Source organism: Metabacillus niabensis, from assembly GCF_020524345.1.
GTDB classification, from domain to species: Bacteria; Bacillota; Bacilli; order Bacillales; family Bacillaceae; genus Metabacillus; species Metabacillus niabensis_B.
This window is the reverse complement of sequence record NZ_JAIVLH010000004.1, coordinates 131,584-155,348: the sequence shown is the minus strand read 5'-3', so window position 1 is coordinate 155,348 and position 23,765 is coordinate 131,584. Positions and strand designations below refer to the sequence as shown.

Annotated in this window: 20 protein-coding genes; 5 read left to right on the top strand and 15 right to left on the bottom strand. The window is 37.5% G+C overall.

Going from position 1 to position 23,765, the window contains the following annotated elements; genetic code table 11:
* Positions 1-10: 10 nt before the first annotated feature.
* Together LC095_RS06980 and gnd are read right to left on the bottom strand one after the other, a co-directional pair.
* Positions 11-1,354, bottom strand: coding sequence for a GntP family permease (locus tag LC095_RS06980; protein ID WP_216773962.1), 1,344 nt, complete (start codon positions 1,352-1,354; stop codon positions 11-13).
* A 105-nt stretch (positions 1,355-1,459) separates the two neighbouring features.
* Entirely contained in the window at positions 1,460-2,356 is an 897-nt protein-coding gene (gene gnd, locus LC095_RS06975) for a phosphogluconate dehydrogenase (NAD(+)-dependent, decarboxylating) (protein ID WP_226527482.1), read from the bottom strand.
* Positions 2,357-2,507: 151 nt separating this feature from the next.
* Here gnd and LC095_RS06970 point away from each other — a divergent pair, with 151 nt between their 5' ends.
* Positions 2,508-3,362 (top strand): MurR/RpiR family transcriptional regulator, encoded by an 855-nt coding sequence (locus LC095_RS06970; protein WP_226527481.1) that lies wholly within the window; start codon positions 2,508-2,510, stop codon positions 3,360-3,362.
* 43 nt (positions 3,363-3,405) lie between these two features.
* On the opposite strand, the gene pepF is transcribed toward LC095_RS06970, so the two are convergent.
* Positions 3,406-5,202: an oligoendopeptidase F gene (gene pepF / locus LC095_RS06965; RefSeq protein ID WP_226527480.1), complete on the bottom strand. Its 1,797-nt coding sequence runs from the start codon at positions 5,200-5,202 to the stop codon at positions 3,406-3,408.
* 346 nt (positions 5,203-5,548) lie between these two features.
* Here pepF and LC095_RS06960 point away from each other — a divergent pair, with 346 nt between their 5' ends.
* Entirely contained in the window at positions 5,549-6,913 is a 1,365-nt protein-coding gene (locus tag LC095_RS06960) for an MATE family efflux transporter (protein ID WP_226527479.1), read from the top strand.
* Positions 6,914-7,367: 454 nt separating this feature from the next.
* Here the strand turns inward: LC095_RS06960 and LC095_RS06955 are convergent, their stop codons facing one another.
* From LC095_RS06955 to LC095_RS06925, 7 genes are all read right to left on the bottom strand, one after another.
* The gene (locus LC095_RS06955) at positions 7,368-8,150 is read right to left on the bottom strand and encodes an enoyl-CoA hydratase (protein ID WP_226527478.1); all 783 of its coding nucleotides are present in this window, start codon (positions 8,148-8,150) and stop codon (positions 7,368-7,370) included.
* Positions 8,151-8,164: 14 nt separating this feature from the next.
* A complete protein-coding gene (locus tag LC095_RS06950) occupies positions 8,165-9,505 on the bottom strand; it encodes an acetyl-CoA carboxylase biotin carboxylase subunit (RefSeq protein ID WP_226527477.1) in 1,341 nt (446 codons plus the stop codon).
* Between the two features lie 29 nt (positions 9,506-9,534).
* Positions 9,535-10,674 (bottom strand): acyl-CoA dehydrogenase, encoded by a 1,140-nt coding sequence (locus LC095_RS06945; protein WP_226527476.1) that lies wholly within the window; start codon positions 10,672-10,674, stop codon positions 9,535-9,537.
* 30 nt (positions 10,675-10,704) lie between these two features.
* Positions 10,705-12,234 carry an acyl-CoA carboxylase subunit beta gene (locus LC095_RS06940; protein ID WP_226527475.1) on the bottom strand — a complete coding sequence of 510 codons (1,530 nt, stop codon included), beginning with the start codon at positions 12,232-12,234 and terminating at the stop codon, positions 10,705-10,707.
* Positions 12,235-12,264: 30 nt separating this feature from the next.
* The gene (locus tag LC095_RS06935; RefSeq protein ID WP_226527474.1) at positions 12,265-13,161 is read right to left on the bottom strand and encodes a hydroxymethylglutaryl-CoA lyase; all 897 of its coding nucleotides are present in this window, start codon (positions 13,159-13,161) and stop codon (positions 12,265-12,267) included.
* Between the two features lie 15 nt (positions 13,162-13,176).
* Entirely contained in the window at positions 13,177-13,389 is a 213-nt protein-coding gene (locus tag LC095_RS06930; protein ID WP_226527473.1) for an acetyl-CoA carboxylase biotin carboxyl carrier protein subunit, read from the bottom strand.
* A 400-nt stretch (positions 13,390-13,789) separates the two neighbouring features.
* Positions 13,790-14,242 (bottom strand): YueI family protein, encoded by a 453-nt coding sequence (locus LC095_RS06925; protein WP_226527472.1) that lies wholly within the window; start codon positions 14,240-14,242, stop codon positions 13,790-13,792.
* Positions 14,243-14,438: 196 nt separating this feature from the next.
* Between LC095_RS06925 and LC095_RS06920 the strand changes: the two genes are divergently transcribed.
* Positions 14,439-15,143 carry a DUF421 domain-containing protein gene (locus LC095_RS06920; RefSeq protein WP_226527471.1) on the top strand — a complete coding sequence of 235 codons (705 nt, stop codon included), beginning with the start codon at positions 14,439-14,441 and terminating at the stop codon, positions 15,141-15,143.
* A gap of 211 nt (positions 15,144-15,354) precedes the next feature.
* Here the strand turns inward: LC095_RS06920 and LC095_RS06915 are convergent, their stop codons facing one another.
* The 5 genes from LC095_RS06915 to LC095_RS06895 form a co-directional block, all read right to left on the bottom strand.
* Entirely contained in the window at positions 15,355-16,374 is a 1,020-nt protein-coding gene (locus LC095_RS06915; protein WP_226527470.1) for a MupG family TIM beta-alpha barrel fold protein, read from the bottom strand.
* Entirely contained in the window at positions 16,371-17,732 is a 1,362-nt protein-coding gene (locus tag LC095_RS06910; RefSeq protein WP_226527469.1) for a PTS transporter subunit EIIC, read from the bottom strand. Before LC095_RS06910 ends, LC095_RS06915 begins: the two co-directional genes overlap by 4 nt.
* A gap of 100 nt (positions 17,733-17,832) precedes the next feature.
* A complete protein-coding gene (locus tag LC095_RS06905; protein WP_226527468.1) occupies positions 17,833-18,687 on the bottom strand; it encodes a MurR/RpiR family transcriptional regulator in 855 nt (284 codons plus the stop codon).
* A gap of 15 nt (positions 18,688-18,702) precedes the next feature.
* The gene (gene murQ / locus LC095_RS06900) at positions 18,703-19,608 is read right to left on the bottom strand and encodes an N-acetylmuramic acid 6-phosphate etherase (protein WP_413467465.1); all 906 of its coding nucleotides are present in this window, start codon (positions 19,606-19,608) and stop codon (positions 18,703-18,705) included.
* Positions 19,609-19,727: 119 nt separating this feature from the next.
* Positions 19,728-20,585, bottom strand: coding sequence for a Cof-type HAD-IIB family hydrolase (locus LC095_RS06895; protein WP_226527466.1), 858 nt, complete (start codon positions 20,583-20,585; stop codon positions 19,728-19,730).
* Positions 20,586-20,756: 171 nt separating this feature from the next.
* Between LC095_RS06895 and glcD the strand changes: the two genes are divergently transcribed.
* Together glcD and LC095_RS06885 are read left to right on the top strand one after the other, a co-directional pair.
* Entirely contained in the window at positions 20,757-22,169 is a 1,413-nt protein-coding gene (gene glcD / locus LC095_RS06890) for a glycolate oxidase subunit GlcD (RefSeq protein ID WP_226527465.1), read from the top strand.
* The gene (locus tag LC095_RS06885; RefSeq protein ID WP_226527464.1) at positions 22,166-23,500 is read left to right on the top strand and encodes a (Fe-S)-binding protein; all 1,335 of its coding nucleotides are present in this window, start codon (positions 22,166-22,168) and stop codon (positions 23,498-23,500) included. The genes glcD and LC095_RS06885 overlap by 4 nt, the downstream gene beginning before the upstream one ends.
* Positions 23,501-23,765 lie beyond the last annotated feature (265 nt).

Sequence of the window (23,765 nt, the reverse complement as noted above, 5' to 3'; positions counted from 1 at the left end):
TCTCAACTAATTATCCAATAAAGACTCCTAAAATTAATGCCACTGCGACACCTACTAAACCAATGAGCGTTTCCATCACAGTCCAAGATTTTAATGTGTCTTTTACACTTAATCCAAAATAGCGTCCAACTAACCAGAAACCTGAATCGTTTACATGTGATAATACAGTTGCACCTGAAGCGATTGCAATAACAAGTAAACCTAAAACTGGACCTTCTAGATTTAGCATTTCAATAAGTGGTGCCATTAGCCCTGCAGCTGTTACCATGGAAACTGTTGCTGAACCTTGTGCAACACGAACAGCCGCCGCAATTAAAAACGCTAACAAAATTGGTGGTAAAGGAGAACCAGCCATCATTTCACCAAGTACCTCACCAACACCGGAGTCAATTAAGACCTGTTTAAACACACCACCGGCACCAGTAACTAAAATAATAATTCCTGCCGGTTCTAATGCTTTTGTTGCGATATCCTGTACTTCTTGACGAGAATAACCTCTTTTTGTTCCCAAGAAAACAAATGTTAAGATTGTTGCGATTGTTAATGCCACAAATGGGTGACCTAAGAAGGTTAAAATTTGACGAATGATATTTCCTTCTTCTAATAATACTCCTGAAACCGTGTTCAGTAAAATCAGTACTAACGGAATCATAATTAATGAAGCAATTAATTTAAAACTTGGTAATTCTTTATCATACTCTATTTCTTCAAGATTCATATAATCCGGAACAACAACATGTAGTTTCTTTGAAATATATTTTGCAAAAAGTGGTCCTGCGATAATCATTGCCGGAATACCTGCAATTGTACCGAATAAAATAACCCAACCAAGATCTGCTCCAATTAAATCAGCTACCGCAATTGGTCCTGGAGTTGGTGGTATAAAACTGTGGGTAACAGCTAAACCAGCAAGCAACGGAATTCCATAATATAAAAGGGATTTTCCTGTTTTCTTTGCTAAACCGTATACAATTGGAACTAAAATAATAAAACCTACGTCAAAGAAAACTGGAATTGCAACTAAAAACCCTGTAATACCTAATGCCCATTGTGATTTATCTTCACCAAATTTTTTCACAAGTGTTTGAGCTAAACGTTCAGCACCGCCTGATACTTCAAGCATTTGACCAAACATAGCACCTAAACCTACGACGACAGCTACAAATCCAAGCGTTCCACCCATACCGTTTTGCATGGAGGTAACGACATCATTTAAAGGCATTCCAGCTAAAATACCTACGATTAAACTGACTAATAACAATGAAACGAATGCATGTAATTTTGTACGAATAACTAAAAATAATAGAAGAAAAATTCCGGCTAATGCCACTAAAATCAACATTTGATCTGACATTTTATTTCACTACCTCTCTATGATGTAACAAATCATTTTGGAAATAAGAAGAAAAAAGCCATTTTAAACTCTGTCTTCTTATTCTTTCTTATTTATTGAAAATAATCATTTTTTCTCTACAGCGTGACCGCCAAATTCATTTCGCAAAGCTGCCACAACTTTTCCGGTAAATGTGTCATCTTCAAGAGAACGATAACGCATCATTAACGCAAGAGTTATAACCGGTGCAGCTGTTTGAAGATCCAAAGCTGTTTCAACTGTCCATTTCCCCTCACCTGATGAATGCATGATCCCTTTAATACTTTCAAGCTTTTCATCTTTTGAAAAAGCATTTTCAGTTAATTCCATTAACCAAGATCGTATGACAGATCCGTTGTTCCATACTCTTGCTACCTTCTCATAATCATAGTCAAACGGACTTTTTTCCAAGAGATCAAATCCTTCAGCAATCGCTTGCATCATCCCGTACTCAATACCGTTATGAACCATTTTTAAAAAATGTCCGCTTCCGGCTTTTCCAGAATAAAGGTAACCGTTTTCAACTGTGATATCTTGAAATAGCGGTTCTATCTCTTTGAAGACCTCTTCATTTCCACCGATCATTGTACAAGCACCATTACGAGCACCGTCTACTCCACCACTTGTACCACAATCAAAGAAATAAATTCCCTTTTCTTCACATTTCTCATTACGCTTAAGTGAATCTTTGTAATGAGCATTTCCACCATCTATAATCCGATCTCCCTCTTCTAAAAATGAAAGCAATTGTTCAAAAACAGATTGAGTTGCATCACCTGCAGGTATCATCATCCATACTGTCCTTGGCTTTGAAAGGTTGCTAACAAGTTGTTTAATCGTGTCAGCAGTTTGAACTCCCATAGAAGAAATTTTTTTCATAGATTCATGATTTACATCAAAGGCTACAACATCGTACTCTTTATCTACTAAATTAAGAGATAGCTGATATCCCATCTTTCCTAAGCCTATCATTCCAATTTGCATGTTTAAATCATCCTAACTGTTACGGAATTAATTTTCTTGATATCTTCATTATAAGAAAAAAAATTCTTTTTGCAAGCGTAATCAGAAAAATATTTTTTCTTTTTGCGAAATTTAGTATAATAAAAGAAAGCCCTATCAGGAGTGAAACATGATGAAAAAGTCTCAAGAACCATGTCTCGTCACCATTCGAAAGCTTTATCCAAAGTTTAGTGTGACAGAAAGAAAAATTGCCGATTTTATTTTAAAAAATCCCAATAAGATTATTCATTCTTCAATTAATCAATTAGCTGAGGACTTAGAGGTAGCTGATTCTACTGTTTTCCGTTTTTGCAAACGAGTAGGTTATAAAGGATATCAAGCGATGAAAATTGCGCTCGCTTCAGAAATTGTTTCCCCTCTGCAAGATATACATGAAAAAGTCACTGAAGGTGATACAGTTGATACCATCGCCACAAAAGTCGTTCGTTCTAATATGCAAACACTCGAAGATACACTCTCGATCTTAAATGAAGAACAGATTCAATTAGCTGTGGACAGTATGATCGGAGCAAATACGATTGAATTCTTTGGAAGCGGCGGTTCAAGCATTATTGCACTTGATGCCTATCATAAGTTAGTTCGAACAGGATTAAAAGTACACGCTGTTATCGATACACATTTTCAGCTTATGGCAGCATCGCAAATGACAGAAAAAGATTGTGCGGTCTTTATCTCCCATTCTGGATCATCAAAAGATATTCTTCATATTTTGAATATTGTCAAATCAACCGGAGCAAAGATGATTGCTATTACAAACTATGCAAAATCACCATTAAGCGCAGCAGTTGATATCCCCCTTTATACCGTGTCTGATGAAACAGAGTATCGTTCTGAGGCATTATCATCACGAATTGCACAGTTAACAATAATTGATGTGTTATATGTAAATATCTTGATGAAGCGCGGCAAGGAAGGAAAAGAAGCGTTAAAGAAAATGCGTGAGGCGATCCTGGTTAAAAGAATTTAAACAAAAAGCAGAGACGAATCTAAACATCGTCTCTGCTTTTTGTTTAATTTAATAATTGCGAAAGTTCATCTACCAATTCTGTAAACTTTCTAAGTGAATTATCAATAGGCTCTGATGATCTTAAGTCTACACCAGTTCTCTTTAATAACTCTAAAGGATAATCAGAGCTTCCGCTTTTCAGGAACTCTAAATAGGATGTTAGTGTTTCTTGATCACCTTCAAGTAGTTTTGTGGCAATATGAATGGCTGATGCAAAACCTGTTGCATACTTATACACATAAAACGGACGATAGAAATGTGGAATTCTTGACCAACCGTATTTTACCTCTTCATCGAATACAACTTCATCACCATAATACTCTCTAAACAACGATTCATATGTTTCATTAAACACATCAACATTTAATGGACGGCCTTGTTCAGCTAATTCATGTGTTTTCATTTCAAACTCTGCAAACATAACTTGTGTAAAAAAGGTCCCTTTAAATTGATCAATAAAATGATTGACCAAATGTTTGCGAATTTCTACATCTGATTCAGTGTTTAATAAGTAATTGATCAGAAGCACTTCGTTTACGGTAGATGCTACTTCAGCGACAAAAATACTATAACTTGCAGTAATTTGCGGCTGATGCAAAGAGCTTAATTTACTATGTACACCATGTCCGCATTCATGTGCCAATGTAAACAAGCTATCAAGATCATCCTGATGATTCAAAAGAATGAACGGATGAACTCCGTAAACACCTAAATTATATGCGCCTGAACGTTTACCAGGTGTTTCTCTTACATCGAGATAACGTGATTGCTTAAATTCCTTTAAGGTGTTGAGATAGTCTTCTCCTAAAGGCGACAGTGCCTTACACATGATCTCATAAGCTTCATCATAGGTAATAATTTGCTTGACACCACTTACGAGTGGAACACTCATATCATATTGTCTTAATTCATCCAGCTTCAATATTTGTTTACGAACTTTTGAATATTGATGCAAGGATGATAGGTTTGCCTTCGTTGACTTTATCAGGTTGACATAGACTTCTTTCGGCACATTATCTCCAAATAGCGCTTTTTCCAAGGCCGAAGGATAATGACGCAGCTTTGACATTGTCACATTGTTCTTGATCGCAGCTGAAAGTGTGGAAGCTATCGAGTTTTTCAACTGAACATATGGTTGGTAATATGCTTTATATGCTTCTTTTCGCTTGTTTCGGTCTTCATCTTCAATTAATTTTGCATACATTCCTCTTGTTAGTTCAATTGGCTCTCCATCATCATTTGTAATATCACCAAACTTAATATCTGCATTATTTAACATACCAAATGTGTTACTTGGAGCAGAAAGTGCCTCCCCCAGTTTAGAGACAATTTCTTCTTGCTCTTTACTTAATACATGTTTTTTATAGCGAAAAGCTTCCCATAAATCTTCTTCAAAGTAATGAAGTTTCTCCTCTGATGTGATGTATTCTTTTAATATGTCTTCTTTCAAACTTAAAAGAAACGGCATAAAAAACGAGGTAGCGGCTCCAACCTTAACACTTAGTTGTTTTGCTTGATCTAATAATGATTGTGAACTAGTCTGTCTTGTATCTTCATCTACTTTTAACATTGCATATGCATACAATTTATTAAACGTAAAAGACAATTCTTCCTTTTGTTTTAAAAAGGAATATAAAGAGGCACCATCATAGATGTTACCATCAAAGTTTTTTAATTCTTCAGCTTTTATGGACACTGTTTCCAGATCTCTTTCCCAATCTTGTATATTTGGATAAAGGTCTGATAAATCCCATTTTTCATGATCTGGCACTTCTTTTCTAGATTTATATGTAGTTGTCATGTCACTCTCCCCTTTCCTTACGTGTACTTCTATCTTTACACTATATTCGATAAAATTTCCATTAAGCCTTCTTTAAAGTGACTTGTTAGTTAATTTTCAATTCAGAAAAAAGTTCATTCCATTGTCCTCTGCTATTGTTTTAGAATTGTAATCCTTAATAACAATCAACACGAAACATACATAATCGGTACTTAAATTATGTCCTTAATATATAGTTTTGTCATCTTATTATTTACTATGGTAGCAAGAATACAGAACTTTAGAAATCGCTTTCATAATTTGATAGACATTGCTCGCTTTCGTCATTAAAATAAAGGAGATACCTTCTGAAAGCAGGGATATATGTATGATGAAAGATTGGAAAAAGATTTTGCTGTTAGCTATACCTTCGATTGCGTCGTTTGCTTCTATGACGCTGACAGGAACAATCAATCTAATTATGGTTGGGCAATTAGGCGCACTTGCCATTGCCATTGTCGGGGTTTCCAACATTATTATGTATAATGCTTGGGCGATTTTCTCAGGAATAGGCCACACCGTCAATTATTTGGTTGCACAAAACTATGGTTCCAATCAGATGAAAAAAGGTGTAGAACGAACTTATATTGCATTTTATTTATGTATTCTAGCCAGTGTGTTTCTCCTATTAGTAGGATTTTTGTTTCCTGCTGACATATTTCGGGTGATGGGAAGTTCTGCTGACATGATTACTGAAGGAGAAAACTATTTGCAAATCCGCTTTTTTGCAATGATTTTTTCTGTTTTTGTCTTTGTTTTTCATGGTTTTTTACGAGGAATTGGTGATACGAAAACCCCGATGGTTAGTGCAATTATAGGTAATCTCATGATGATCTTTCTTACATATGGATTAACATATGGCCATCTTGGTATGCCGGATTTAGGACTGACAGGTGCTGGTATTGCCTTTTTAACCGGGGAAGTTGTGACATTTCTTATTTGTGCGTATTTTTATTTTGTTAAGTTGCATGCAAAATTTGGAACACGGACGATTGTCCCTTTTAACCGTTTGGAGTCTAAATTGATTTTTAAAGAAAGCTCAAAGCTGGGTATTCAAGAGTTTTCGATGAGTATGGCTATGTTTGTGTTTACAGCATTTGTCACCAGATTAGGAACTCATGCTCTTGCAGCAAATGAAGTAGCTCTTAGTGTCATGAGTCTCGGGTTTATGCCGGCCTTTGCTTTTGGATCTACCGCCACCATTTTAGTCGGTCAAGAAATTGGTAGAGGTGATCCAACGGCCGGTAGAAAAGCAGGTACAAACACCGCTATTTTAGGTAGTATTTTTCTTCTGATACTTGGTGTAGTACAGTTTTTTCTTTCTGAGCCAATCGCAAGAGTTTATTCGGGAGATCCAATGGTGTATGAACTTGCCGGAAAGCTCATCATGATTTCCGCTTTTCTTCAATTGTTCGACGGACTGCTGAACTTCTATGCTGGAGGTTTAAGAGGAATCGGTGATACGTCATTCTTATTAAAAACATCACTTGTGTTAGGCTGGGTATTTTTTATTCCTTTAAGCTATATCCTTACCTTTACCCTTCAATTATCAAGTGTAGGTGCTTGGATTTCGTTGTATTCATATTTAGCTTTATTTGGAATTACGGTGATGATTCGTTTTTATCGCACAAACTGGTCAACAATAAAGATAAAAGTTGTTTCAGATGAAGTAAAGCATAGTATTAGCTCCTAATAGAAAAAGGTGAATGTGAAATGTGAGTTACACCATTTCCATTCACCTTATTTTTTATTAACGAGCTACTAGTTAACTAGATTTTAGCCATTTAAAAAAACCAACTTTTCCCTGTCCCTCACAAGTCGCACATGCGATAACCCCTTGACCGTCACATGTAATACAAGGTTGGTTACCTATAAGCCTAAACCCCTCTCCGGAACAGTCTTTGCAATTGAAATGTTTACTACCATCACAGCTTTTACACTTCATATGATTGCCCTCCTGTTTCAATATTGGAGCTTGATAAGATATAAATCTACAGCTACAGGGATATGCTTCCACCATTAGTTTGTAAGATTTGCTCTCAGTTATAATATATTTCAATCATTGAGGGCTTATGATTGTGTAGGAATACAAAAAGATATCCTTTTTATGACACATATTACAGTTTATCTACAAATCCTGTTACGTTTTATTCTCCCTTATAAGAGGGAGCTCGCTTTTCTTTAAAAGCTTTTAATCCCTCTTGCCGATCTTTTGTTGGAATCGTTATTTCATAAGCTTTTCGTTCAAGAGCCAGTCCTGTTAATAAATCAACTTCGCTACCTTTGTCGATAGCGAATTTTGCTTGTGTTACAGCAATTGGAGCATTTTTCACAATTTTTCCTGCTAAATGAACGGCAGCTATTTCGAGTTCTTCTGCCTTTGAGACATACTCAATTAAACCAATTTTTAGTGCTTCTTGCGCTGTTACTTTTCTCGCCGTATAAATTAGTTCTTTAGCTCTTCCCTTTCCGACCAACCGTGGTAATCGCTGGGTTCCTCCAGCTCCGGGAATAATTCCAAGAGATGTTTCTGTTAGCCCAAGATACGCGTATTCTGACGCAATTCTTAAGTCACAAGCTAAAGCAAGCTCTGTCCCGCCTCCAAGTGCTGCACCATTAATGGCAGCTATGACCGGTTGAGGTAATGATGCAATACGTTCTATCATCTGTCTAATTCCATCCAGGGTTTGCCTCACCTCTTTTTCATTCATTGAGGCCCGCTCCTTCAAATCAGCTCCGGCACAAAATGCTTTTGTCCCTTGTCCAGTAATAATCACACATCGTACAGTTGGGTCGTTCTTTATTTCAGAAACTATGTGATCCAGTTCCCTTACCATTTGTATAGAAAAGGAGTTAGCTGCATTCGGCCGTTTTAGTGTAATTTTTGTAATATATTCTTCAATTTTTTCGAATGAAGCAGCATGAACCATTTTATAAAATCCTCCTACTTTTTTATATGTCTATCAATAAAATCTGTCGTTGTCTCACCTATATGAAAGGCAGTATGTGTTGTTATTTTTCTTAATAACGGGATATTTGTTTTGATTCCTTCTACTATATAATTGGAAAGGGCAATTTCAAGCTTTGTAAGGGCCTCTTCTCTACTCTTTCCCTTCACTATAAGCTTGGCAATCATAGGGTCATAAAATGGTGATACAATTGACTCTTCATGAACCCCAAGCTCATGTCTAACCCCTTCCCCTTCAGGTAGACGAAGCTTTGAAATCTTTCCTGGTGAAGGAAAAAATGTAATTGGATCTTCCGCGTAAATCCTTGTTTCTATGGCATGACCGTTACACTTTATATCACTTTGATCATATGGTAGTGGTTCTCCTGCTGCAATCCTAAGCTGCTGTTCCACTAAATCAATTCCAGTAGTCTCCTCAGTCACAGGGTGCTCCACTTGTAATCTTGTGTTCATTTCTAAAAAAAAGAATGTTTCATTTTCATCAACTAAATACTCAATTGTTCCCGCATTTGTATATCCAATCGCCTTAGCAGCTTGAATGGATGCTTCCCCCATTTTTCTTCGGAGATGATCATCAAGAAATGGTGATGGTGCTTCTTCGACTATTTTTTGATGTCTTCGTTGTACGGAACATTCCCTTTCTCCTAAGTACACGATATGACCATATGAATCGGCCAAAATCTGAACCTCAATATGTCTTGGCCTTTCAATATATTTTTCAAGATACATCTCTTCATTTCCAAAAAAAGATTTTGCCCGCTTTTGATTTCCCTCAAATGCTTTTATCATGTCCTGATCAGATCTTACAATTTGCATTCCAATTCCCCCACCACCTGCTGAAGCTTTTAACATAATCGGGTACCCGATTTTATTCGCAATGGCTACAGCCTCATCAGTATTATTGATAGAAGTTTGGATACCCGGTACAATCGGAACTCCAGCTCGTTCCATGGTAAGTCGAGCTTCAATTTTACTTCCCATCGAGGAAATGACTTCAGGTGAGGGGCCAATAAACACTAGTCCCTCCTCTTGACACCTACTAGCAAATTGAGGATTTTCAGATAGGAAGCCATACCCGGGATGGATGGCTTCTACTTTGGAGTATTTTGCAATTTCTATTATTTTATCAATTTTCAAATAACTGTCTGTTACACGGGGACCTCCAACAAGATAAGCTTCATCTGCCAGTTTTACATGTGGTGCATCTTGATCGGCTTCTGAAAAAATCGCAACCGTCTTAATGTCCAACTTTTTACATGTCCTGATGACTCGTACGGCAATTTCGCCTCGGTTGGCGACAAGAATTTTTTTGAACATAACATCAGCTCACTTTCACTATCACTTTGCTAACAACCTATTTGGCGGGCAATAACCATTCTTTGTACTTCTGAAGTCCCTTCCCCAATTTCTAATAATTTGGCATCTCGGAAAAATCTTTCTACTTGATATTCCTTCATATATCCATATCCGCCATGAATTTGAATGGCCTGGTCACAAACTCTCATACACATTTCAGAAGCAAATAATTTGGCCATGGCAGCTTCCTTTTTAAAGTTCTTTCCTTGATCTTTCAGCCAGGCAGCTTTGTATACCATATTTCTTGCTACTTCAATATTCATCGCCATATCGGCAAGCTTAAATTGAATCGCTTGAAATGTTGATAGACTTTTCCCAAACTGTTTCCGCTCTTTCGCATATTGAAGTGACTTATCATAAGCACCTTGCGCAATACCGACGGCCATCGCTGCAATTCCAATTCTTCCGCCATCAAGTGTAGCTAAAAATTGCTTATAACCCTTTCCTTCCTCCCCAAGAAGATTTTCCTTTGGAATCGTCACCTCTTCTAAAATAAGTTCCGTTGTATTTGATGCATTCAAGCCCATCTTTTCGTAATTTGCCTTAACGGTAAATCCAGTTGCATCGGTTGGTACTAAAAAGGCACTTATACCATTTGTCCCTTTGGATTGCTCTGTCACAGCTGTAATAGCTAAATGTTTAGCGAAGCTTCCATTAGTAATAAAACATTTGGATCCGGTTAACACCCATTGATCTTCTTTTAATCTAGCTGCCGTTTGGGTCCCACCTGCATCAGACCCCGCATTTGGTTCGGTTAATCCAAAAGCCCCTAAATATTCCCCTTTACATAAAGGTTTGAGAAACATTTCTTTTTGCTTTTCCGTCCCAAATAAGTAAATTGGTGCTGCTCCTAACGAAATATGTGCAGAATATGTAATGCCTGTAGAACCACAAACCCTGCTCAATTCTTCAACAACAATCGCAAAACAAATTGAATCTGCATCAGCTCCTCCGTACTTCTCTGGAAAAGGCAGCCCCAGCATACCAAGTTCAGCTAATTTTGCAAAAACATCTGCAGGAAATGCACCCGTTTTATCTCTTTCATTTGCACCCGGTGCAACTTCAGCATCAGCAAAATCACGTATGACTTTTCGAATCATGGCTTGTTCCTTTGTTAATTGAAAATCCATCCTCTCAAACCCTTTCTTTACAAATGTTTTTTACACAGGGTGAACAGGGTGTTTTTTTTCAGAAAAGATTACGTACTTGGACATATACGCTTGGAACCGGACTTGTAATTCCTTTCTTAAAGAATTTGCGGGAATGACCCCGTCGATAATCATTTCAGATGCTAGCCGGTATATATCAATATCTTCCCGATATTCTTCCCGCATTTTTTGAATAAAACGAGGACGCTCTTCAGCTGGAAGCTCTGCAATTTTATTTGCATAAACTGCATTCACAGCTGCTTCCGGACCCATAACGGCAATTGATGCACTTGGCAAAGCTAAGCAACAATCCGGCTCAAATGCAGGACCTGCCATAGCATATAAGCCTGCGCCATACGCCTTTCTGACAATTATCGATATTTTTGGCACAGTCGCTTCTGCCATGCTTGAGATCATCTTAGCTCCATGACGGATAATCCCAGCACGTTCCACTTTTGTCCCAATCATAAAGCCCGGAATGTCTGCCAAAAACAGCAATGGAATATGGAATGCATCACATAATGAAATGAATTTCGCTGCTTTATCGGCTGAATCGTGAAAAAGCACTCCACCTTTGACTCGAGGCTGATTGGCGATAATCCCAATCGATTGACCGTTTATCCGACTAAGTCCGGTAATAAGCTCTTGGGCAAATAATGATTTGATTTCAAAAAAAGAATGTTCATCTACGACTCTCTCAATGAGGTCGTACATATTAAAAGGTGCATTTTGGTTTTTTGGAATGATTTTTTCGATTGATTGATCAACTATTTTAGGAGAAACGGCTTCAATGATTGGTGGTTTATCTAGATAACTTGCAGGAAAATATGAGAGGTATTGTTGTGCGAAAGAGATTGCCTCAGCTTCAGATGTTGCTAAAATATCTCCACATCCTGAGACAGAACAATGCATTCTTGCGCCCCCCATTTCTTCAAGGGAGACTTTCTCACCAATAACCATTTCTGCCATTCGCGGAGACCCCAAATACATGGAAGAGTTTCCATCAACCATGATTACGATGTCACAAAAAGCAGGAATATAGGCACCGCCAGCCGCAGAAGGACCAAACAACAAACAGATTTGAGGTACTTTTCCTGATAGCTTTACTTGATTATAAAAAATTCTCCCTGCTCCGCGACGCCCGGGAAACATTTCAACCTGATCTGTAATTCTTGCACCTGCAGAATCAACAAGATAAAGCATTGGTACAAGAAGCTTTTCTGCAGTTTCTTGAATTCGTATGATTTTTTCAACTGTTTTAGCTCCCCATGATCCTGCTTTAATTGTAGAATCATTCGCCATGACACAAACGGTTTGCCCGTTGATTTTTCCGATTCCTGTCACAACACCATCAGCAGGGAAGTTTTCTTGTTGACAGTTGGCCAATAAACCATCTTCCATCTCTAACCCTTGGTCAAGCAATAATTGTAGTCGTTCCCTCACAAATAGTTTTCCCTTGTCTTGGTTTTTTTCATGATACTTGCTTGATCCGCCTTTTTTTATTTGGTGAATGCGTTCATGTAATGTATCATCAGTAGACAATGACCATCCCTCCTTTAATGTCCTGATTTTTCATTTTGATTGAACTAGTAAACTATGACTTGATAATAGCCTCCCGATTCTTTCTTGAATAAATGCAGCGGCTTTGTGGAGTTCTTTTATGTCAACTCCTGTATGAATATCCATCTTATGGAGCATATATAAAAGGTCGTCTGTAGCGACATTTCCTGATGCTCCTGGTGCATACGGGCAGCCACCAAGTCCACCTAGAGAACTGTCAAAAATGGTGATCCCCGCTTCTAAGGAAGCGATTACATTTGCAAGCGCCATTCCTCTTGTATTATGAAAATGCATGGCAAATTGCCCAGCAGAAAAACGCTTAAGTAATAGAGTTAATAAGTCATCCACCTGTTTTGGTGTTGCTACACCGATAGTGTCACCTAATGAAAGTTCATAGACTCCCATATCAAATAACTCATCACACAGTTTCAGTACATCCCCATAAGATATATCTCCCTCATATGGACAACCAAATACAGTAGAAAGATACCCACGAACCGATTTTCCTGAACATTTCGCATCATCGATGACAGATTTCAAGATTGGCAGAGTGTCTTGAATTGATTTATTGATATTTTTCTTATTATGAGTCTCACTTACAGAAAGAAAAACAGACACTTCATCAATGTTTGATTCTACGGCCTTTTCCAATCCCTTTTGATTTGGTACCAGTGCTGCATATGTGACACCCTTTTTTCGCGTTATATTTTTGGCAACCTGTTCTGAATCTGCTAAGGCTGGTATCCACTCCGGATGAACAAATGAGGTAACTTCAATATACGATAAACCTGTAAGTGACAATTGATCAATCCATTTTACTTTATCTTTTGTGGATATAAATGTTTTTTCATTTTGTAATCCATCACGTGGCCCAACCTCTTTAATCGATACAGCTTGCGGCCATTTCAAACCTTCTCCTCCCTTCTAGTCAATTTCAATTAAATTGTCTCCTTCATTCACAAAATCTCCTTCATTGAATAGAATCTTTTTGACACAACCTTTTGTATCCGCTGTAATTGGAATCTCCATCTTCATTGATTCCAGTATGACAACCTCTTGACCAGCCTCTACTTTATCATCAATATCCACAAGAATCTTCCATATACTTCCTGCCATATTTGCTTGTATATAGCTCATGATTTCCCCCTCACTTTCTTCAAACTAAGCATTTATTGCTTATTACTATCTTATTCGAGGAAATGCTCGTTATAATCGAAATATAGTATTTTGATTATTTAGAAAATAAAGTTGCAGGAATAAATAAAGAAAACCCGCCAAGTAGCGAGTTTTCTTTATTTATTCCTGCAAAATTTACAAACCTTTATTAGCTCACTTGTTTCTGTTCGATGCGGATATACGAGCTTAATTCTTGTTTTTCCGCATAAGGGACATGTTCCTCTCCCTTTTGATGGCAGTGACTTTAATGTTTTACCTCGATATCTTTTTGCCAATTCATTCCATCTCCATCCATAGGTTGTTTCCATATATTACGGATGGATCGGACGAAATGATCTGGGACAAACGTGGGTTTTTGATTTCATTTTATAACTTTCCTAAAATAATTTTTTAAAAAACGAATAACACTATTTTCGTTGTGCTCTTCTTTTTTCTTTTGTTCTGTTTTCTCCTGTTTTGATATGTATATGTCCTCAATGTTTATGGCATGATCATATGCTAATACAAGCCCCAAGTCACTATCATGTTCTTTATTTGTTGAAAGTGAAAATTTGTTTCCAACTTTATTGGCTAGTTTAATATAGTCGGAAAGATAGGAGTAGTTCATATTTCCATTGAGAAAAAGTGTGGCCTGCCTGTTTTTTTGCATTAGGTCTTCCACTTCTTTATATGTACCAGGCTCTCTGACTTGTGATTTCGTAAGAACGACGACAACTCTTTCACGCAACGTCCCTAAAAACTTTCTTCGCTCATCGGGATTTATTTCTCGTGGTCCGTGAATTCCTTGTTGAATATACTCATCTAAACGATCCATATTCTCCCTCCAATCATTTATAGTCTATCCCTTTTTAAAAATTTTTTACAGAAATACGCACTTCACTATTCTCAATTGGTATTAATAATTAAATTATTTAACTAATTATTGATCATAAGTTACTCAAATAATGGTTTTTTGCTCCATTACAAGGAACAATAAAAGTAAAGTTTCTGTGAATAGGATGTGTAGGAAGTTGGATTTTTTCAGCAGCCAAGACAGTCTTGCCTGGTTCGAATGGGTTTTACGTGCCGTAATAGGTTTTATTTTTTTACTAATCCTCGCAAGAGCTTTAGGTCAGCGAACGATATCACAATTAAGAATTCTGGATTTTGTAATCGCTCTTGTTATAGGAAACATCATTGCACATCCCTTATCAGATGAGCATCTTGGGCTAAATGGATCGATCATCACAACAACTGTCTTAATGGTATTGTATATTAGCGGAGTTTTTATGATTTTGAAGTGGCCATGGTTTCGAAAATTAGTGAATAATCCACCTGTTACGATAGTAAAAGACGGTGAAATAATCTATGAAGGATTAAAAAAGGCAAGAATCTCCCTGGATGTTCTACTGGAAGAGTTACGAGAAAATCAGATTAACGATGTTAAAAAAGTCGTGTTAGCAACATGGGAGGCAGATGGTAAAGTTTCCTATTTCCTTGATCCCAAGTTTCAAAGCGTAACTCATGAAACTTTAGGAATTAAAACAGAACCGTTTACACATCCAAGAACTGTCATTAAAGAAGGGACCATTCTAACTGCTGAGTTAAAAGAAATGCAAAAGGATGAAAAGTGGATTACGAGTCAATTAGAGAACCTTTATCAAACAAATGTAAAAGAGGTACTCTTGGCAACGCTTGATAATAAGGATACATTAAATGTATTTTTCTATAAATAATGGTTCTTCATTGGGCGCAACAAAAACATGACTAATACTGGGGTAATGTTGGTATGTGGATACAATAAGTAGTTGAGAGTAATAAACGATAAAAGCAGTCAATCTACATATTACTTTGTAGATTAACTGCTTTATCAATAGATTAATTCGGCTTTCGACAATTTCCTTGTTTTAAATTATGCACACAAACCACTTGTAAATACCAAGCTTTTTATGTTCTAATATGTTTCAATTCCATGAATTGACCTGGCTTCAGAAGTGATAATAGTGGAATATCTTCCGAATGGACATGACCAATTACATTCACTCGATCGTCAGCAGGAAGGTCCCGTAACGTAATGTGTACTTCACCACAATAACGTCCATATCCACTATTATCCATCGTAATTGATCCTCGAGGTCGTTCCACTGTGTTGTACTGAGGTACAGGCTCTTCCTTTCTTGTATCCATAAGCCTAATCACATCTCTTGCAAAGTCAGGTCGTGGACGATATATTCCTTCTTGAAAAACAGACGAATGAAATCGCACCGGAACTATCTTATCCTCATCATATTTTACTAATTCTTCCAAAAGATCTTCTCCTGCATCTGGGTCACCAATATAAACATCGAATATTCCATGAGAGTATAATTCGACAGCGGATACGAATGGATCAATATCACGATGACGCTCTAACGTTGGAAGTCCATCAAATATTGGACCTCTCTTCTCACCTCTTCCCGGTACAAATGAATATACAGGAATATTGAATCTTTGAAATAAAGTCATTTGTTGCAGGAAAAAAGCGTCATCAAGTCCTGTTTCACGTCGTGGGTAAAAGTTATGCCATGCAATCAATCTTTCACATTCAATACCGTTTGCCACTAAAGCTTTTATGTCTTCTTCAAGAATAATGCTAGCGTTTAGAGCAATATGAAATTGCTTTGACAACTCTATGATCATATCGAAATCAAAGTAGTCATCCAATCGAACACCTATAACACCAAGTGTAGATAAATCGTGTAGACTTTGAATGCCTAAATGTTTTGGTGTGTTCATTGACACGTCGGCAAAAACTTCCATTCCATGATCCCGTGCTACTTTCAGCAATTTTTTTGCCCTACTCACAAGATCCCCCTTTTCTTCAGGGATGTGAAGCGAAGTAAATGCTCGCCTTACACCTTTGGTACACGCTTCAACAATTCGTTGTTCTGCTAATGGATCATTTAAATAAAAGGAGATGCCAATCAATCAAATTCACCTGCCATCTTATCATTGAAACCAACTAAATACGTAAAGATAAATCCAGCTACATAAGCAATGAGTAAGCCAATCAAGTATAAAACAATTTGATGTGCATGCACTAGGAATGTCAGCGGTAATCCGGAAACACCAACTGCGATCGTTGCAATGTTAAAGTAAGCCTGAAATGCTCCTCCAATTCCTGCTCCTAAACACGCAGTTAAGAATGGACGGCCAAGCGGCAGTGTTACACCGAAAATAAGTGGTTCACCAATACCCAGCATGCCAGAAGGAAGCGAGCCGCCTATTGCTCGTTTTAAACGGGCTTTTTTCGTTTTCATATAAATCGCAAATGCTGCACCAACTTGACCAGCACCACCCATCGCTAAGATCGGAAGAAGCGGATCATCGCCAATTGAGTTAATAAGCTCTAAATGAACAGGTGTTAAACCTTGATGTAAACCGGTAACAACAAGAGGAAGGAAGGTCGCGCCTAATACAAATCCAGCTACAATTCCCCCCATATCTAATACTGCAAGCAATCCTTTAGTTATTCCATCAGAGATTATTCCACCAATCGGCATAAATACAATATAAGTGACAATACCTGTAATCAATAAAGCAATTGTTGGTGTAAGGATAATATCAAGTGACTGAGGAATAAATCGTCTAACACGCTTTTCCACCATTGCAATGAAAATAGCAGCAAATAAAACACCAATTAATCCACCTCGGCCAGGCACTAATTCTGTACCAAAGAGACTAATACCTGCAACTGCAGGATTAATAATCAATATTCCTGCTAAACCACCCAACGCTGGTGATCCACCGAATTCCTTCGCAGCATTAATACCGACTAAAATTCCGAGGTAAGCGAAAAGACCTCCCCCGATTGTAGATAGAATGGTAGCTATTTGTGATTCTGCCGGCAACCAACCCGCCTGAACAATCGCCTTAGTTATACCCGTTATTAAACCAGATGCAACAAGGGCTGGAATAAGCGGAATAAAAATACTTGCGATTCGTCTTAAGAACATTTTAAATGGAGTTGTATTTTTCTCTTTCAACTCTGATTTTTTCTGGGCTGCACGTTCTTTTAAGTCGATTCCCCCAGAACCTTCAATTAACTTTCCAAACTCTTCTGTTACTTTGTTAACCTTCCCTGGACCCAAAATGATTTGTAATGTTTCTTGTTCAACTAGACCCATTACACCATCAATCTTTTTAAGCGATTCTTTATTAACCAGTGAACCATCTATTGGTGTGACACGAAGACGAGTCATACAATGAGTATATGATTCAATATTCTCAGCCCCACCAAGTTGTTCTAATAGTTTCTTAGCTAACATCTGATTTTCCCCAGACATTTCAAATCCCCCTTTTTCCTTTACAAGCTATCCAATAAATGAAAACGTTATTATTTTTTATGTTGAGAACCTAGTCTAACAAGAGACTAGTGAATAAGTTTTATTTGCTTTCTTTTAAAAATTTTATAGCTTCTCTCGTTTTGTCAATATAATTGACGGTATCTTGATATTGTTTAGTTGCCATACATAAAAACAGCATATCTATCACGTATAACTGAGCAAGCCGTGAAGATGTAGCAGCACTTCGAAACGGTGCTTCATTTGAATAGGATGTATATAAGCAAATATCCACTAATGATGAAACAGTTGATTGTCCATATTTTGTTAAACCAATTGTGTTGACGCCGCTTTCTTTCGCTAATGAAAGGACGTTCATCACCTCTTTTGTTTCACCTGAAAAAGAGATGCCGAACACAACATCATTTTTATCCGCATTTGCGATTAATGTTGCAACAAGATGAGCGTCTGTAAACGCTGTTGATCCTTTATTAATTCGCAGAAACTTTTGCTGAGCATCCATTGCAATAATATGTGATGCACCAATGCCAAAGAAATGTACGTTCTTTGCTTCAAGGAGCATAGCGACAGCACGCTCAAGCTCTTCATAGTTAATAATTTCAGACGTATCACTCAAGCTTTGAATACTATTGCTTGTCGTCTTTTGAACGATGGATTGGATTGTTTCATCTGGTTCAATATCCCGATATCCTTGTTCAACTGGCTTGACTAAGTCTCCAGCAACTCTAACCTTCAATTCCTGAAATCCTTTCACCCCTAGTGATTTACACAGCCTAATAACTGCTGCACTACTGGAATTTGCCATAGCTCCTAGTTCACCAGCAGTACAATTTAAGATATCATCGGGATGCTCTAAAATATAAGTAGCAATTTTCCGCTCGGATTCAGGAAGCTGAGGTATAACATTTTTAATCATATTTAATCCGCCTGTTGCCATGATGACTCTCCTTTTCTATTTGCTCAGTTCAATGGCTGTCCGAACATATCCATTCGCTTGTTTAAGAAGGTTTGTAGCTTTTTCATAATCTGTCTCAACCATTAGCATAACAATGGCAGTTTTCACTTCATTGTTTGCAAGTTCCAATGTCTCCTTCGCTTTCTCGTATGAGACATTCGTTATTTTTTTGATAATATTTGTTGCGCGTTCTTTTAACTTAAAGTTACTTACATGAACATCTACCATTAAGTTTTCATATGCTTTTCCAAGATGAACCATTGTTGTTGTCGAGATCATATTTAAGACCATTTTGTGAGCAGTTGCTGCTTTTAATCTCGTTGATCCTGTTAACACCTCAGGTCCAACAACGACTTCAATGCTATGATCAGCAACCATGCTAATTGGTGAATTTTCATTGCATGACAATGCAACAGCCTTCGCTCCAATGCTTTTTGCATATTTAAGTGCACCGATAACATATGGTGTACGTCCACTTGCAGCAATACCAATCACGGTATCTTTTGATTGAAGTTCGATCGCTCTTAAATCCTGCTCACCAAGCTCCTCTTTATCTTCTGCACCCTCAACAGCTTTTACAAACGCTTTCTCTCCTCCAGCCATAATCCCTTGTACTAAATCAGGAGCGGTACTAAATGTTGGAGGACATTCAACCGCGTCTAAAACACCGAGTCTTCCGCTAGTGCCAGCTCCAATGTAAATAAGACGCCCTCCATTTTTTAAAGATTCAAAGGAATATTTTATTGCAACTTCAACATCCGGAAGGACTTTTTGAACAGCTATTGCAACTTTTTGATCCTCTTCATTCATAATTCGTAGTATTTCTGATGTATCCGCTGTATCTATATGCATGGTTTGATCGTTACGAGATTCTGTTGTTAATAAAGTAAGTTTATGATCCATTAATTTTGCCTCCATTTATCGTGATGTACGCTCTAGCTTCAGTATACAAAGTTTGAAATTTAATTTCAACTCATTTTTTTATTCCTAAAATTAAATTTTAATTTTAGGCACACTTTCTTCTATAATAGGTATTTTTTAATCGCTTTAGCTACTCCAGCTTGTTGGTTTGTATCAGTTATGACGTCTGCAGCTCCTTTAACCTTTTCAGGAGCATTCCCCATTGCAATTCCAAGTCCTGCTGTTTTTAGCATTTTATAATCATTATAATTATCTCCAATCGCAGCAACTTTTGATAAAGGCACATGTAAATGAGATGCTACTATTGCTAAAGATTGTGCTTTTGAAACACCAAAAGGCGAAATTTCTAGATTTGCATAATCAAGACTTGTGGAAATCTCATAATCTTCCGTTTGATCCTCTAGCTTCTTTGCAAATTCATAAAGTGAATCTTGCTCATGAAACACCGCAATCTTCATTATTTCAGGCTTATTTACTTCAATATGTTGATTTAAATCGGTAACCAATTTTACACCACATTGATCCCGGTACGTTTGGCACACATTCTGTTTTCCTCCTGATCTGGCCAAAGGTAAAATGTTTTTCTCGACCCAGCTATCATTCCAACGATTTTTTTCAGGAATGAGAATCGTGTCTCCTTCATAAAAATGTGCATATACTCCGAATGACTGACAAAAATCCAAAAAAGCACTTATGACATCTTTATTGAAAAGAAATTTCTCAATGATATCCCCATTATTTGACTGAATAACTGCACCATTATAGGCTATAATCGGATCTGTTAAACCTATTGTTTCAGCAATCCACCTTGTTGAAAGAGCAGTTCTGCCACTACAAATAACAACTTTTCCACCTTTGGCGCGAAACTCATGAATAGCTTCAATGGTTTCCAAATCTATTTCATGTTCTTTATTTAATAAAGTACCGTCAAGATCTACTGCTAATATGGAATATTTCATTGACTAAACACCTCACACAATATTTTCTGTTTTGATTTTTTATTTTAATTATACTATAATACTTTTGAAATATTATTTCAAATTTCTATATGAGTTTGAACACATTTACAAAGAATCATATTTTAGTAGAAATAGTAAAGAAAACAAAACGGTTAAAGGTGTGAAAAATAGATGATAACTCCACAATTCAAAACAAAACTAATTCAAATCGTAGGTGCAGACTACTATGATGATTCAAACGCAGAGAGACTTGTTTACTCATATGATGCTACTCCACAGTTTCAATCAATGCCAGACGGGGTGATTTCTCCCCGTAATACAAGAGAGGTTTCTGAGATAGTGAAACTTTGTAACGAGTATAAAGTCCCGATTGTCCCACGAGGTTCTGGTACAAATCTTTGTGCAGGAACCTGTCCCACTGAAGGTGGCCTTGTCATCTTGTTTAAACATATGAACAACATTTTAGAAATCGATGAAGATAACTTGACAGTTACCGTTCAACCTGGAGTTGTTACACTCGATATGATCACTGAGGTAGAGGCAAAAGGCTTATTCTATCCACCTGATCCAAGCTCGATGAAAATTTCAACAATAGGTGGAAACATTAACGAAAATTCAGGTGGTTTACGCGGGTTAAAATACGGGGTCACACGTGATTATGTAATGGCACTTGAAATTGTATTAGCAAACGGAGATATTATTCGGACTGGAGGAAAACTAGCAAAGGATGTAGCAGGGTATGATTTAACACGTTTATTTGTTGGATCTGAGGGAACATTAGGCATCATTACTGAAGCAACTCTAAAATTAATTCCTATGCCAGAAACGAAGAAAACAATTCTTGCTTTATACCAAGATCTTGAAGCAGCTGCACGTTCTGTTTCTAACATTATAGCAAGCAAAATTATTCCTACTACACTGGAATTTCTTGACCAACCTACCCTTCAGGTTGTGGAAGACTTTGCAAAAATAGGCTTACCAACAAATGTACAAGCTGTTCTATTAATCGAACAAGATGGACCTGAAAAGGAAGTTGAACGTGATATAAAACGTATTTCTGACATTTGTTCAATGGAAAATGCCGTATCTGTTCAAGTAGCTGAATCGGAGGAACAAGCAATGGCCCTTCGTACAGCGCGACGTTCTGCCCTTTCTGCTCTTGCTCGTTTGAAGCCAACAACCATTTTAGAAGATGCAACTGTACCACGTTCTGAAATAGCTAAGATGGTACGAGCGATTAACGAAATTGCAGAAACCTACCAAGTCAACATTTGTACATTTGGGCATGCTGGTGATGGAAACCTCCACCCTACATGTCTTACTGATTCAAGAAACCATGAAGAAATTGAACGTGTTGAACGAGCATTTGAAGAAATATTTAAAAAAGCCGTTGAATTTGGCGGAACAATTACAGGAGAACATGGTGTTGGGGTTATGAAAGCACCTTATCTTGAACTTAAACTTGGAAAAGAAGGAATTGCAGCAATGAAAGCAATAAAAGATGCATTTGACCCCAATAACATTATGAATCCTGGTAAAGTATTTGCAAAAGAATCTCGTAAACGAGTGGTGGTATCAAAATGACAACAACGAAAGAACGCAATCTAATTCAACAACAATTTAAAGAACGCATGGATGAGGATGAACTACTAAATTGTATGCGATGCGGATTTTGTTTACCCTCATGCCCGACTTACGTGGAGTCAGGTTTTAAAGAGTCCCATTCACCACGCGGACGCATCGCACTTATGAAGGCTGTTGCAGATGGACTAATTGAACCTGATGAAGATGTTGAACGATCATTAGAACTTTGCCTTGGCTGTAGAGCATGTGAGCCTGTTTGCCCATCAGGGGTGAATTATGGACGTTTACTCGAAGAAGCCCGGGATATCATCAACCAAAATAAAAAACATTCCCTACCTATTCGAGCAGTACGGAAAGTTGTATTTAATGAGCTTTTTCCTTACCAAAACAGAATGATCATGGCAACTGGCTTTCTTGGTTTGTACCAGCGTTCAGGTTTACAGACGATAGCTCGTAAAACAGGAATCTTAAACTTACTGCCCGATCATCTTGCTACAATGGAAAAAGTACTTCCTAATGTGCCAACGAAAAAGGAAATGAAAAACCGTCCCACCCATCTTCAAGCAAAAGGCTCTCTTAAAAAACGTGTAGCATTCTTCTCTGGTTGCTTGATGGATACGATGTTCTTAGACACAAACAATGGAACAATGAAGCTTTTGCAATTAGCTGGCTGTGAGATTGTTATTCCTAAGAACCAAGCCTGTTGTGGAGCACTCCACGGTCATAGCGGGGAAAAAGACGGAGCAAAGGTATTAGCAAAACGGAATATTCAAGCGTTTGAAGATTTAAATGCAGACTATATTATTACAAATGCAGGTGGGTGTGGTGCCTTCCTTATTGATTATGATCATCTGTTAAAAGATGATCATGATTGGAAGGATCGCTCTCAAACCTTTGTTAGCAAGCTGAAGGATATTTCCTCTATCCTTGTCGACCTAGAGTTTCATAAAAAGCCACTACAGCTGCCGACACAAGTTATCACATACCAAGATTCTTGTCATTTACGAAATGTTATGAGAACTTCTTTCGAACCCCGCCTTTTACTAAAATCAATTGAAGGAGTCGAATTCCGGGAAATGAAGGACGCAGACCGATGCTGTGGTTCAGCTGGTATTTACAACATTGTGGAATCAGAAATGTCCATGCAAATTTTAGATCATAAAATGGAAGAAGCACAAGCAACACAAGCGACAACAATTGTCACCGCCAATCCCGGCTGCTTACTGCAGATGAAGCTCGGTATTGAACGTGAAGGAATTTCAGACCAAGTACGTGCTATGCATATTGTCGATTTGTTAATAGAAGCTGTGGAATATTCTAGAGAAATATAGTGAAGGACCATTCGTTCCAAATATAAAAATCAGGCCTTAGCAAAGACAAAAGCTAAGGCTGTTAACCCTTTCACTAGGCTGTAATCACTCAAATTTCCCATTTCTCTTTCCCCCTAAAAACTGAAATAAGGGAAATTGAAAAGGTTGAAGAGTGGTTTTCTTTTCAATTAGAAATACAATTTCAATCAAAGAGAAGAATCCTTTTGGCTTGTTGATAATTAAAAAGAATGAATGATTTACAATGAATGAACTGTATCTTGGGAAT

What these genes read in the sequence shown, in the direction of transcription:
- LC095_RS06950 (WP_226527477.1), bottom strand. Translation starts at nt 9,505, where the DNA reads ATGTTCAAAAAAATTCTTGTCGCCAACCGAGGCGAAATTGCCGTACGA.
- LC095_RS06885 (WP_226527464.1), top strand. Translation starts at nt 22,166, where the DNA reads ATGACAACAACGAAAGAACGCAATCTAATTCAACAACAATTTAAAGAA.
- pepF (WP_226527480.1), bottom strand. Translation starts at nt 5,202, where the DNA reads ATGACAACTACATATAAATCTAGAAAAGAAGTGCCAGATCATGAAAAA.
- LC095_RS06895 (WP_226527466.1), bottom strand. Translation starts at nt 20,585, where the DNA reads ATGAAATATTCCATATTAGCAGTAGATCTTGACGGTACTTTATTAAAT.
- LC095_RS06910 (WP_226527469.1), bottom strand. Translation starts at nt 17,732, where the DNA reads ATGTCTGGGGAAAATCAGATGTTAGCTAAGAAACTATTAGAACAACTT.
- murQ (WP_413467465.1), bottom strand. Translation starts at nt 19,608, where the DNA reads ATGGATCATAAACTTACTTTATTAACAACAGAATCTCGTAACGATCAA.
- LC095_RS06905 (WP_226527468.1), bottom strand. Translation starts at nt 18,687, where the DNA reads ATGGCAACAGGCGGATTAAATATGATTAAAAATGTTATACCTCAGCTT.
- LC095_RS06955 (WP_226527478.1), bottom strand. Translation starts at nt 8,150, where the DNA reads ATGGTTCATGCTGCTTCATTCGAAAAAATTGAAGAATATATTACAAAA.
- glcD (WP_226527465.1), top strand. Translation starts at nt 20,757, where the DNA reads ATGATAACTCCACAATTCAAAACAAAACTAATTCAAATCGTAGGTGCA.
- LC095_RS06960 (WP_226527479.1), top strand. Translation starts at nt 5,549, where the DNA reads ATGATGAAAGATTGGAAAAAGATTTTGCTGTTAGCTATACCTTCGATT.
- LC095_RS06930 (WP_226527473.1), bottom strand. Translation starts at nt 13,389, where the DNA reads ATGAGCTATATACAAGCAAATATGGCAGGAAGTATATGGAAGATTCTT.
- gnd (WP_226527482.1), bottom strand. Translation starts at nt 2,356, where the DNA reads ATGCAAATTGGAATGATAGGCTTAGGAAAGATGGGATATCAGCTATCT.
- LC095_RS06970 (WP_226527481.1), top strand. Translation starts at nt 2,508, where the DNA reads ATGAAAAAGTCTCAAGAACCATGTCTCGTCACCATTCGAAAGCTTTAT.
- LC095_RS06945 (WP_226527476.1), bottom strand. Translation starts at nt 10,674, where the DNA reads ATGGATTTTCAATTAACAAAGGAACAAGCCATGATTCGAAAAGTCATA.
- LC095_RS06925 (WP_226527472.1), bottom strand. Translation starts at nt 14,242, where the DNA reads ATGGATCGTTTAGATGAGTATATTCAACAAGGAATTCACGGACCACGA.
- LC095_RS06980 (WP_216773962.1), bottom strand. Translation starts at nt 1,354, where the DNA reads ATGTCAGATCAAATGTTGATTTTAGTGGCATTAGCCGGAATTTTTCTT.